Origin of the sequence: Nonomuraea sp. NPDC049725 (genome assembly GCF_040674795.1) — a bacterium.
Taxonomy (GTDB): domain Bacteria; phylum Actinomycetota; class Actinomycetes; order Streptosporangiales; family Streptosporangiaceae; genus Nonomuraea; species Nonomuraea ceibae.
Map to the genome: position 1 here is coordinate 112988 of NZ_JBFANJ010000011.1, position 12166 is coordinate 125153.

At 71.8% G+C, this 12166-nt stretch carries 10 protein-coding genes; 6 read left to right on the forward strand and 4 right to left on the reverse strand.

Going from position 1 to position 12166, the window contains the following annotated elements:
- Positions 1–17: 17 nt before the first annotated feature.
- Genes AB0J53_RS27740 through AB0J53_RS27760 form a run of 5 tightly spaced genes read left to right on the forward strand, consistent with a single transcriptional unit; the run spans position 18 to position 7021 of the window.
- The gene (locus tag AB0J53_RS27740) at positions 18–863 is read left to right on the forward strand and encodes a sugar ABC transporter permease (protein WP_364177552.1); all 846 of its coding nucleotides are present in this window, start codon (positions 18–20) and stop codon (positions 861–863) included.
- Positions 860–1711, forward strand: a complete 852-nt coding sequence (locus AB0J53_RS27745; RefSeq protein WP_219509107.1) for a carbohydrate ABC transporter permease — start codon at positions 860–862, stop codon at positions 1709–1711. Before AB0J53_RS27740 ends, AB0J53_RS27745 begins: the two co-directional genes overlap by 4 nt.
- Positions 1712–1744: 33 nt before the next feature.
- Positions 1745–3997, forward strand: a complete 2253-nt coding sequence (locus AB0J53_RS27750; RefSeq protein WP_364177556.1) for a hypothetical protein — start codon at positions 1745–1747, stop codon at positions 3995–3997.
- A complete protein-coding gene (locus AB0J53_RS27755; protein ID WP_364177558.1) occupies positions 3994–6186 on the forward strand; it encodes an FAD-dependent oxidoreductase in 2193 nt (730 codons plus the stop codon). Before AB0J53_RS27750 ends, AB0J53_RS27755 begins: the two co-directional genes overlap by 4 nt.
- Before the next feature lie 4 nt (positions 6187–6190).
- On the forward strand, positions 6191–7021 hold the full coding sequence (locus AB0J53_RS27760) for an NAD(P)-dependent oxidoreductase (protein WP_219509113.1): 831 nt from the start codon (positions 6191–6193) through the stop codon (positions 7019–7021).
- On the opposite strand, the gene AB0J53_RS27765 is transcribed toward AB0J53_RS27760, so the two are convergent.
- A complete protein-coding gene (locus AB0J53_RS27765) occupies positions 7012–8367 on the reverse strand; it encodes an erythromycin esterase family protein (protein WP_364177562.1) in 1356 nt (451 codons plus the stop codon). The two genes, AB0J53_RS27760 and AB0J53_RS27765, sit on opposite strands and share 10 nt — an antisense overlap.
- Before the next feature lie 59 nt (positions 8368–8426).
- On the opposite strand from AB0J53_RS27765, the gene AB0J53_RS27770 reads away from it, so the two are divergent.
- Positions 8427–8996 carry a helix-turn-helix domain-containing protein gene (locus AB0J53_RS27770; RefSeq protein WP_364177565.1) on the forward strand — a complete coding sequence of 190 codons (570 nt, stop codon included), beginning with the start codon at positions 8427–8429 and terminating at the stop codon, positions 8994–8996.
- Here AB0J53_RS27770 and AB0J53_RS27775 read toward each other — a convergent pair.
- The 3 genes from AB0J53_RS27775 to AB0J53_RS27785 form a co-directional block, all read right to left on the reverse strand.
- Positions 8976–10121, reverse strand: a complete 1146-nt coding sequence (locus AB0J53_RS27775; protein WP_364177568.1) for a DUF418 domain-containing protein — start codon at positions 10119–10121, stop codon at positions 8976–8978. The genes AB0J53_RS27770 and AB0J53_RS27775 overlap by 21 nt on opposite strands.
- Before the next feature lie 61 nt (positions 10122–10182).
- Entirely contained in the window at positions 10183–11385 is a 1203-nt protein-coding gene (locus AB0J53_RS27780; protein WP_364177571.1) for a cytochrome P450, read from the reverse strand.
- Positions 11386–11395: 10 nt separating this feature from the next.
- Complete coding sequence (locus tag AB0J53_RS27785; RefSeq protein ID WP_219509318.1) at positions 11396–12157, reverse strand: ABC transporter permease; 762 nt, start codon at positions 12155–12157, stop codon at positions 11396–11398.
- Between the last annotated feature and the right edge of the window lie 9 nt (positions 12158–12166).

Consider the following 12166-nt stretch of genomic DNA (forward strand, 5'->3'; position numbering starts at 1 on the left):
GGCGGGGGAACCCCGTCATGGCGTTCCTCTTCCTCATCCCGGCCTTCGTCGCCTTCGGGGTGTTCTCCTACTGGCCGATGATCAGGGGACTGCTGATCTCCTTCCAGGAGACGAACCTGGTCGACCCCGCCACCTGGGTGGGACTGGACAACTTCACCGCGCTCCTGCGGGACCCGCTGCTGTCCACGGCGATCGCCAACACCCTGCTGTTCGTCGGGCTCGGCCTGCTGATCGGGTTCCCCGCGCCGCTGATCCTGGCCACCGTCATGTCGACGGTGCGCAAGGGCGCGGGGATCTACCGCTTCCTCGTCTACCTCCCGGTGGTGATCCCGCCGGTGGTGGCGATCCTGCTGTGGAAGTGGTTCTACGACCCCGGCCACGGCCTGTTCAACGAGCTGCTGGGCCTGGCCGGCCTGGGCCCCTTCCCCTGGCTGGAGTCGCCCAGGACCGCCATGCTCAGCCTGGTCATCCAGTCCACCTGGGCCTGGATGGGCAGCACGGTCCTCATCTACCTGGCCGCGCTGGTCACCATCCCCGCCGAGCTCTACGAGGCGGCGCAGATGGACGGCGCGTCGATCGCGCGCAGGCTGTGGCACATCACCCTGCCCCAGCTCCGCCCCACCATCGGCCTGCTGCTGCTCCTGCAACTGGTCAGCACCACCCAGGTGTTCACCGAACCGTACGTGTTCACCGACGGCGGCCCGGAGAACAGCACGCTGACGGTCCTCCTGCTGATCTTCAGGTACGCCTTCCGCGACGGCGACTACGGCCAGGCCGCCGCGCTCGCCTTCCTCCTGGCGATCTTCCTCGGCCTGCTGTCCACGATCTACCTGCGGGCCACCCGCAGCTGGAGTTCCGCATGAGCCTGATCTCCCACGTCGAGGAGCGCCGCCCGGCCGTCAGGGCCGCGGTGCGCACGGTCCAGTGGCTCACCCTGGCCGTCCTGGCGGTGATCGGCATCGGCCCGCTCTACATGACCGTCAAGGGCGCGGTCTCGCCGGCCACCGACCTGATCGCCGAACCGCTCCAGCTGTGGCCCGGCGACCCCCGGCCGGAGAACTTCGGCACCGCGTGGAACGACCTGGGCATCGGCCACTACCTGCTCAACACCCTCCAGGTCGTCGGCGGCTCCTGGGCCGTGCAGCTCGTCGTCGCGGTCACCGCCGGCTACGCCCTGTCGGTGCTGAGACCCCGGCTCGGCACGGTGATCTACGGCGCGATCCTCGCCACCATGTTCGTCCCCTACACGGTCTCCATGACCAGCCTTTTCCTGACCATCATCGACCTGGGCCTGGTCGACTCCTACTGGGCGATCTGGCTGCCCGCCGGAGCCAGCGCCTTCAACGTCCTGCTGGCCAAGCGGTTCTTCGACGCGCTGCCGCCCGAGCTGTTCGCCGCGGCCAGGGTCGACGGCGCCAACTCCTGGCAGCTCCTGACCAGGATCGTGCTGCCGATGAGCCGGCCGATCCTGGCCGTCATCAGCCTGATCGCGATCATGCACAGCTGGAAGGACTTCATCTGGCCGCTGGTGGCCATCACTGACCCGGCCAAGCAGCCCATCAGCGTCGCCCTGGCCACGCTGGCCGACCAGGCGCCGCAGGACATCCTCATCGCCAGCATGGCGATGGCCCTGGCCCCGCCGGTCCTGCTCTTCCTCGTGTTCCAGAAGTACGTCGTCGCCGGACTCGGCTTCACCGGCGTCAAAGGCTGACCCGCAACGCCGATCACGAAAGGCAGTCCCCCCATGCCTGAAGTCTCCCGCCGCACCCTCATCCAGGCCGCCGCGATCACCGGCGCGGCCTCCGCGCTCACCATCACCCCCGCCCACGCCGATGCCGATGCCGGCAGCCTCTCGATCACGGCCGACGGCATCACGCTCGTCGCCGAGGCCGACGGCTCGATCCTGGTCCGCGACGGCTCCGGGACCGATCGCCTCAGGATCGGCCACTTCATGATCAAGGACAGCGTGCTCGGCCAGCAGCGCACGTTCGGCGGCACGCCCAGCCTGACCACCGTGGACGGCCGCCCCGCGCTCCAGGTCGCCTACAGGATGTCGGCCGGCGCCTCGGCGGTGACCGTGCGCGGCACGTTCACCGTCGCCGCCCGCCGGGCGAGCCTGCGCTGGGAGGTGACCGGCAGCACCACGCTGACCCCCGGCGGCTACATGTTCTCCCGCGCCCTCATCGGCAACACCGCCCCGGAGCGGTACGTGCCCGCCACGGTCTGGACGAAGGACCCGCGCGGCGGCGTCCCGTACGAGATCAACGCGGGCTCGCTCTATCAGGAGAGGTGGGACGGCACCAGCGCCTACTTCCGGCTGGCGGCCTCCCGGCCGTCGTTCACCAACGCCACCTGGATCCACGCGCCGGCCGACGCCGACGGGACGACCCGGGTGGAGCTGGTGCTCGGCGACATGCGGCCCGGCGCCGCCAACGCCGTGGCGACCGCGGCCCCGCTCGGCGTGGACGTGTGGAGCGAGCAGCCCTTCGGCCTCTACGAGCCCTTCGCGGCCCTGGCAGTCAACGCCCAGGTGGTCAACGGCGGCCCGGCCGCCAAGCCGGTCACCCTCACCTGGTGGGCCCGCGACTTCGGCGGCGCCGTCCTCGGCACCGGCACGCTCAGCAGGACCGTCGAACCCGGCGGCGCGTGGCAGGAGACGTTCACCGTGCGCGGCCCCGCGCAGGGCATCGTGTTCACCGAGGTCAGAGCCACCTCCGGGAGCGAGGAGGCGTTCGCGCGGACGAACCTGGCCACGCTCAAGCCGTACGCCTACCGCGCCGACGGCAAGTTCGGCATCGCGAACTACACCTGGCTCCTCGTCCCCGGCAAGCAGCAGGTCGGCCGGCTGATGCGCAAGCTCGGCGTCACGTGGGTGCGCATCGCCTACGACGGCGCGCCCGGCATCCCGCCCGCCGAGCTCGACGCGCTCGGCATCAAGCACAACGTCCAGCTCGGCGGCGTCATCTTCAACGGCACGGCGCAGCAGATCGCCGCCTGGGCCGACGACCGGGCGGCGATCGCCAGGCAGTCGGGCGCCGCCTACTTCGAGGTGGCCAACGAGCTGAACCAGCCCTGGATGTCCGGGCAGAAGGCGGCGGAGTACGTACGCGACGGCCTGAAGCCCATCCACGACCGGCTCAAGGACTCCGGCATCAAGCTGATGAACTGCGGGCTGGGCGGCATGGACCACCGCTGGACGACCAACTTCCACGCGGCCGGCGGCTGGGACCTGATCGACGCCTTCGCCTTCCACCCGGGCCGGGGCAACTTCACCGCCGACTACGCGCCGCCGCCGGAGGAGTGGGAGCAGGGCTCCAACGGCTCCTACTGGAACTTCCTCGGCGCGCTGCGCAAGGCCAGGCAGACCCTCGACGAGTACGGCGGCGGCAAGGAGCTGTGGCTGACCGAGGTGTACGCCTGCACCCGGCCCAACCACTGGTGGAACGACACCCACCGGCAGGCCGCCGAGAACACGCTGCTGCAGCTCGCGCTCTGCCTGTCGGAGGGCGTGGACGGCGTCAACTGGTACCAGCCCCACGACAGCACCATCCACCACCCGCAGGAAGCCGACTCCGGCAACCCCGAATACCACTTCGGGCTGCTGAACCGCGACACCAGCACCAAGCCGGCGCTGCTCGCGTTCGCCACGGCGACCCGCCACCTGGAGGGCGCGACCTTCGAACGCTGGCTCACCTTCGCCGACTCCGACCTGAAGGGCCTGCTGTTCGACACGCCGCGGGGCAGGCTGGCGATCCTGTGGAGCCGCAAGGACGGCTACATCCTGAACCGCGACCACGGCGACGGCCAGTGGTACCCGCACCCGGAAGCCTGGGTCGACCACTGGCCGACCAAGACCCGCGTGTCGCTGAAGACCTCGGGCCGGACGGTCCGGGAGATCGACTGCATCGGGCAGGAGCGCACGATCACCGCCAGGGGCCGCCGCGCCCAGCTCACGCTGGACGGCGCCCCGCGTCTCTACTACGGGCTGGAGCTATGAGATCGGAAACCCTTTCGCACGACGTGACCGTGGTCGGCGGCGGCCTGGCCGGTGTCAGCGCCGCCGTCGCCGCGGCCCGGCTGGGCCGCACGGTCGCCCTGGTCACCAACCGGCCCGTCCTCGGCGGCAACTCCAGCAGCGAGGTGCGGGTCTGGGTGGTCGGCGCGACCGGGCACGGCAGGAACCACCACGCCCGCGAGGGCGGCATCATGGGCGAGCTGTTCCTGGAGAACCAGTACCGCAACCCGCACGGCAATCCGTACTTCTGGGACACGACCGTGCTCGACCTCGTCCGGCAGGAGCCGAACATCGCGCTGTTCCTCAACACCGACGTGCGCGAGGTGGCGTGCGGGGAGGGCCGGATCCGCTCGGTGACCGGCTGGATGATGGGCTCCGAACGGCTGATCACCTTCGCCTCGCCGATGTTCCTCGACTGCACCGGTGACGGGCTGGTCGGCCACCTGGCCGGCGCGAGCCACCGGATCGGCCGCGAGGGCCGCGCGGAGTACGGCGAGCCGTGGGCGCCCGAGGAGCCGGACGACATCACGCTCGGCAGCACGCTGCTGTTCTACACCAAGGACGCGGGCGAGCCGGTCCGCTACGTCCCGCCGAGCTTCGCCAAGGACATCACCACGACGTCGATCCCCGAGCGGCGCATCATCAGGGCGGGCGACAACGGCTGCGCCTACTGGTGGATCGAGTTCGGCGGCGAGCTGGACACCGTGCACGACAACGACCGCATCCGCGACGAGCTGTGGTCGGTCATCTACGGCATCTGGGACCACATCAAGAATTCGGGCAGGTTCGACGCGGAGACCATGACCCTGGAGTGGGTGGGGGCGCTGCCGGGCAAGCGGGAGTACCGCCGCTTCCTCGGCGACCACGTGCTCACGCAGCACGACGTGCTGGGCCAGACGCCGTTCGACGACCGGGTCGCCTTCGGCGGGTGGTCGATCGACCTGCACCCGCCGCAGGGCATGTACGCGAAGGAGGACGGCGCCAGGCAGCGCTACGCCGACGGGATCTACCACATCCCCTACCGCTGCCTGTACTCGCGCGACGTGCCGAACCTGCTCATGGCCGGGCGCAACATCTCGGCGTCACACGTGGCGTTCGGCTCGACCAGGGTCATGGCCACCTGCGCCACGATCGGCCAGGCGGCCGGCACCGCGGCCGCCCTGTGCGTGGCGGAGGGGGTCGCGCCGAGGGAGCTGGACGCCCGCGACCTGCGGACGACGCTCCTGCGGGAGGACGGCTCGATCATCGGCGTGCCGTACGAGGACCCCGCCGATCTCGCCCGTACGGCCGCCGCGACCGCGTCGAGCACGCTGTCCCTGCTGGAGGTGGAGACGCCGGCCGAGGCGTGGCCGCTGGCGGCCGACGCCGGGCTGGTCCTGCCGGTGGACCCGGCGCTGGACGCGGTCGAGCTCCTGCTGGACGCGGCCGCCGCGACCGAGCTGGTCGTGGACCTCTACGACCCGGTGCTGGGCCAGAACTACGTGCCGCGGCGCCTGATCTCCACGCATCGCGTCGCGGTGGAGCCCGGGAAGAACCAGTGGGTCCGGGTGGAGCCGTCCTTCCGGCCGGATCCGGCGCAGAACGCGTTCCTGCTGGTCCGCGCGAACCCCGACGTCTGCCTGCACGTCGCCGACCGGCCGACGCCGGGCGTGCTCTGCTTCACCCGGATCCCGCTGCGCCCCCAGGACGAGGCGCCGCAGCTCCTGCGCGAGTGGACCGACGCCGGACTGCTGCGCCGCACCTTCTGCTTCCGCGCCGGCCCGACCGCCGCGTTCACACCGTCCCGGGCGCTCGACGGATTCCAGCGCCCGCACGCCGGACCGCACATGTGGGTGTCGGGCGAGCTGCCCGCCACCCTCGAACTGTCCTGGCCCGCGCCGGTGCCGATCGGCCGCGTCGACCTGCTGGCCGACGACGACGTGAACGAGGACCTGATCAACCTGCACCACCACCGCACGCCGTTCGAGGTCATGCCGACGCTGATCCGCGACTACCGGCTGGAGGCGCGGCGGGACGGCCGCTGGCGGACGGTGGCCGAGGTGCGCGGCAACCGCCGGCGCCGCAACGTCCACGACCTCGGCGCGGTCACCGCCGACGCGCTGCGGATCGTGGTCGACTCCGCCAACGGGACGCCGTACGCCCATGTCGTGGCGGTGCGCGTGTATGAGTAGAGGCATGCGACGTGTCCTGGTCACCGGCGCCGCGGGCCGCATCGGCCGGGCCGTGCTCGACCTGCTCGACCGGCGGGGGATCGCGGCCAGTGCCCTCGTGCTGGACGATCCGGGCGACCTGAAGGCCGACCGGGTCGTCGAGGGCAGCGCGACGGATCCCCACGCCGTGCGCCGCGCGCTCGACGGCGCCGACGCCGTCGTCCACCTCGCGGCGATCCCCACTCCCGAGCGGCATCCGGCCGAGGTGGTGTTCGCCACCAACACGCAGGCCACCTGCACCGTGCTGGAACAGGCGGGCCGGGCCGGGATCCGGCGGGTGTGCACGGCGGGCAGCACGGCGATCTCGGGACTGCCGTTCGCCGCGCGCACCCTCCACCCGCCGTACGTCCCGGTGGACGAGGAGCAGCCGTCACAGTCCGAGGACCCTTACGCGCTGTCGAAACAGGTCGACGAGCTGACCGCCCGGACGATGGCGCGGCGTTTCGGCATGTCGGTGGTCGTCCTGCGCCTGCCGTACGTCGGCGGCTTCGACGAGCGCCTGCTCGACTTCGCGCGAAGGTGCGAGCTGGACCCCGGCCTGCACGCGCCCGGCCTGTGGGCCTACCTGGAGACCCGCGACGCGGCGCGGGCGTGCCTGGCCGGCCTCGGCCCGGACGGCTTCCACGTCATCACCGTGGCCGCGCCGCAAACCCTGGTCTCCCACCCCACGGAGGAGCTGCTCCGCAGGTTCCACCCCACGGCCGAGCTCCGCCGCCGGCTGCCCGGACGCACGGTCCCGCTGGACCTGACCAGGGCCGCCGCCGTCCTCGGCTTCGCCGCGGAGCTTCACGTGTGACGCGGGGCCGCCCTGCCGGAGGCGTAGCGGGAGAACACCTCCCGCACCTCCGGGGGTGAGCAGGCCAGCGCGGCCTCGTCCGGGTCGGCGCCGGTGACGTGGGGCAGGTGGACGACGATGTCGTACGCCTCCAGCGCGTTCACCGGCGCGTAGAAGGCGCCGAGACCGGCGCGCTGCGTGGCCGCGGCCCGGACGGCGCCGGCGTCGGCGGGCGGCAGCCGCCGAAGGTCGGCCGCGAAGGGGCTGTCGTGGCTGGCGTGCATGAGGGCGTCGAGGCTGCCGGGCTCCGGGGCGGGCATCGGCGAGAACAGGGCGCCTGCCATGAACGCGGCGGCGTCGGCGTTGAGCACGTGGCCGGTGCCCGACGTGACGCCGATGACCAGGTAGTCCTCGCCCAGCCGGTCCGCCAGGTGCAGGCCCAGCGGGGTCACGGGGTCCATGCCCGGCAGCACGGCGGGCCCGCGCTGGACGTGGGCGTTGTGGGCGGCCAGGACGATCCGGTCGTGCCTGCGCAAAATCTCCTCGACGGTGCCGGCGATCTCGGCGTCGCGGTTGTAGAGCACGCTCCGCTGGTCACCGCCGGTCATGCCGCGGATGACGGAGTCCAGGGTGAGCGCGTGGCGCAGGGAGCGCAGCGCTCGCTCGTACGCCTCGGGGGTGGTGCGCCTGACGTACTCCAGCCGCCGGCCCCGCATGCGCGAGGCGAGGCCGGCGAGGCCCGCCGTCAGCGCGTTCCGGGTCTCCGGCGGAAGCTGCGCGTAGGCGGCCATGGTCGCGGGCGCGGCGAACGGGGACGTCGCGGCGAAGGCCGAGGCCGTCTCCCGGACGGCCGGGTCGGCCTCGAAGCCGGGATCGGCGTGCGCGAGGAAGGCGAGCACGGCGTCCAGGGCGGGGATCAGCGAGGCGTTGTGGCCGCCCAGGTCGATGCCGTGGAAGCCGATCGGGCGCTCGGCGGAGGCGTTGTGCCCGCGCATCCACTCCAGGTGGGCGCCCATCTGCCGCCACAGGCCCATCAGCGAGGTCAGACCGTCCGCCATGACCTCGCCGAGCCGGTCGCCGCCGCCGCGGACCCAGGCGTCAGCCCGCCATCCTTCGGTGAAACCGGTCTCCATCGCGTAGGCGCCGAAACCGTGGCGCTCGGCCAGGTAGCGCAGGAGGCGGTGGCGCAGTTCGTAGGACTCGCGGTTGTAGTGCGCGCTCTCGCCGATCGCCACCACCCGCGCGTCCCCGATCGCCTCGTCGAGCCATTCCAGGTCGTCCAGCGCGGCGGCCGGATCGAGCGTGCGCAGGGGGATCACCGCCGCGTCGCTGAGGCGGGCCGGTGGTGTGGTCGTGTGCGTGGTCATCGACACCCTTTCAATTCTCCCAAGTTTGGGAACAGTACCATTTATGGGAGTATTGATTCATGGACACGCTTGAGCTGATCTTGCATCCGATCCGGCTGCGCATCATGTGGGCCCTGTCGGGCGGACGCGTCCGGACCACGTCCGACCTGTGCGAAAGCCTGCCCGACGTGCCCAGGACGACCCTGTACCGGCATGTCGGCCTGCTCGCCGACGCCGGGCTGCTGGAGGTCGCCGGCGAGCAGCGGGTGCGCGGGATGATCGAGCGCCACTACCGCCTGCGGCACGACGCCCTCCGCGTCGGTCCCGACACGGCCCGGGCCATGTCGAACGACGATCACCGTCACGGGTTCGCGGTGGCCGTGGCGGCGCTGCTCGCCGAGTTCAACGCCTACCTCGACCGGCCGGGAGCCGACCCGGCCGCGGACCGGGTGGGGTACCGGCAGGGGACGCTGTGGCTCAGCCCGGAGGAGATGGAGGACGTCGCGGGTGAGCTGCTGGCGGTGCTCAGAGCCCGGGCGGGGAACGGGCCCGCGCCGGGGCGCCGCCCGCACATGATCAGCGCGATCTTCTTCCCGGCCGGGCAGCCGGACGAGGACGGCCCGCGGGGATCAGCGGGACAGCCGGCGTAGGGCGATCTCGAACGGGCCCCGGTGGCCGATGCGGCGCATCCGGTCGGCCAGCACGATCGAGACCAGCCAGACCGCCACGCCGATGGCGATGACGGCGGCGGTGCCCACGTCGTCGGCCAGGTCCAGCGTGAAGGGGTAGAACAGCGCGACGAACACGACGGACTGGAAGAGGTAGAAGGTCAGCGAGCGCCGGCCGAGCGCCGCCAGCGCGGTCGTGACCGGGCCGTGGGCGCCGCCGATCCTGACGGCGGCCAGGGCGACGGCGGCGGCCAGGGCGATGCCGCCGGTGTGGCCGGTGAACGTGTGCGCGATCGCGGGCAGCCAGGTCGCGTCCGTCTTCCAGACGCCCGCCGAGATCAGCGCCATCGGCAGCCGGCCGGCGACGGCCAGGGCGAGGAAGACGAAGGTGACGCGGCGGAGCAGGGCCACGTGCCGCTCGGGGTCGTCGAGGATCCGGCGCCTGGCGGCCCAGATGCCGATCGTGATGCCGGGCACCACGAGCAGGACCACCCCCGGAGCCTTCCCCGCCCACACCAGCAGGTGCAGGAGCACCTGACTGGGGAAGTCGTCCTTCATCATCGACGGCAGCGTCTCGGGGTGGCCGGCGACCTCGGCGGCGTGCGCCCGGACGGTCTGCCAGGCCAGCAGGCCCGTCATGGGCACCAGGGAGATCGCCGAGGTCCAGAGCAGGACCGAGTCACGGGCCCGCATGATCGGCGCCATGATCAGCAGCGCCAGGCCGTAGGTGGAGACGATGTCGAGCGGCACCAGCAGCGTCGCGTGCAGGAAGCCGATGACCAGCAGCCAGAACCCCCGGCGGCGCAGCAGCTTGCGGACCGCGAGCCAGTCGTCGCCCTTGGCGAACCGGCCGGCGGCGAGCTGGCCGAGCCCGTAGCCGAACAGGAACACGAACATCGAGCGCGCCAGGTTGTCGGCGGCGAAGACCTTGAGGAACCGGCCGAAGGTGTTGAGCGCCGCCGGGCCGAGGTCGGCGTGGCTGATGAAGACCGGCGCGTGCGCCAGCGCGATCAGCAACAGCATGAAGCCGCGCGCCAGGTCCGGGGCGAGCGCGCGGGCTCGTGCCGGGGACGGCGCCCGCACGCTGCCCGAAGGGACGGTGGGCATGGGTCACTCCAGAGAGAGGGGAGGAAAGGGAACCGCGGCGTCGTGCGTCACCGGCCGCCGGTCAGGCGTCCCAGGTGACGGGCAAGCTCTTGACCCCGTAGATGTCGGCGATCTCCGGGCGCAGGGCGACCTGTTCGGCGGGCACGGCCAGGCGCAGCGTGGGGAAGCGCTGGACCAGGGCCGGGAGCGCGACGCGCAGCTCGACCCGGGCGAGCTGCTGGCCGAGGCACTGGTGGATGCCGTGGCCGAAGGCCAGGTGGCCGCCGTCCTGGCGGCGCAGGTCGAGCCTGTGCGGGCCGGGGAAGCGCTCGGGGTCGCGGTTGGCGGTGCCGAGGGACAGGATGACCGTCGTCCCGGCCTTGATCGGGTGGCCGCCCAGCTCGACGTCCTCCAGCGCGACCCGCACGAACTGCTTGGCCACGCTGAGGTAGCGCAGCAGCTCCTCCACGGCGGGGCCGGCGAGCGCGGGGTCGGCGCGCAGCGCGGCGAGCTGTTCCGGGTTCTCCAGCAGCGCGAACGTGCCCAGGGCGAGCATGTTGGCGGTGGTGTCGAGCCCGGCGGCCAGCAGGATCAGGGCCATCCCGCGCAGTTCCTCGTCGGTCAGGTCGCTGTCGAGCAGGTCGCTGAGCACGTCGTCGGTGGGGCCGGCGCGCTTGGCGGCCACCAGGGCGGCGAGGTACTCCTGGACGGCGGTGTAGGCCGCGATCAGGTCCTCGTCGCTGGTCTCCCCGTTCATGAACGTGTCGATGTCGTCCTGGAAGGAGCCGCGGTCCTCGTACGGGACCCCGAGCAGCTCGCAGATCATGATCGCGGGGATGGGCTTGGCGAAGGCGGTCACCAGGTCGGCGGGCGGCCCGGCCTGCTCCATGGTGTCCAGGTGCTCGGCGGTGATCTGCTGGACCCGTTCGGTGAGCAGCCGCATCCGGCGGACGGTGAATTTGCCGACCAGCGGCCTGCGGTAGCGGGCATGCCGTGGGTCGTCCATCAGCAGGAACTCGCCGGGCGGCGCGGGCGGGACCTCGATGTCGCCGTAGTCGATCGTCGGGTGGTGCTTCATGAGCTCCTTGCGGGAGCTGAAGCGCGGGTCGGCCAGGATCGAGCGGGCCAGGTCGTAGCCGGTGACCAGCAGGCCCTGGTGCCCGTCGGCGAAGGGCAGGCGGCTGATCGGGCTATGCTCGCGCGCCTCGACGAGCTCCTGGGGCGGGTCGAAGGGGCAGCCGGGACGGCGCTCGGTCGGCAGCGCCGGCAGGGCGTGTTCGGTCATGACGGCTCCTTCAGGAGATCTTGCGGCGGTAGGTGTTCATGGCGAAGCCGTAGGCGACGACGAGGATGCCGGCGCACCAGGCCAGGGCGACCCACAGGTCGGTGCCGACCGGCTGGCCGGCGAACAGGGCGCGGACGGCGTTGACGACGGAGGTGACCGGCTGGTTCTCGGCGAACCAGCGCACCGGTCCCGGCATGGTGTCGGTGGGCACGAACGCCGAGCTGAGGAACGGCAGGAAGATCAGCGGGTACGAGAACGCGCTCGCGCCCTCCATCGTCCTGGCCGACAGGCCCGGGATGACGGCGATCCAGGTCAGCGCCAGCGTGAACAGGACCAGGATCCCGGCCACCGACAGCCACGCCAGGACTCCCGCCCCCGAGCGGAAGCCCATCAGCAGGGCCACCAGCATCACGACCGCGAGCGAGATCAGGTTGGCGACCAGCGAGGTCAGCACGTGCGCCCAGAGCACCGACGAGCGCGCGGTGGGCATCGACTGGAAGCGTTCGAAGATGCCGCCCTGCATGTCCATGAACAGCCGGTAGGCGGTGTAGGCGATGCCCGAGGCGACGGTGATGAGCAGGATGCCGGGCAGCATGTAGTTCACGTACGAGCCCGAGCCTGTCCTGATCGCGCCGCCGAACACGTACACGAACATCAGCATCATCGCGATCGGCATGATCGCGGTCGTGATGATGGTGTCGGGGCTGCGCGCGATGTGGCGCAGGGAGCGTCCCAGCAGGACGGCGGTGTCGCCGAAGAAGTGCTTGCTCATGGTCGTCCC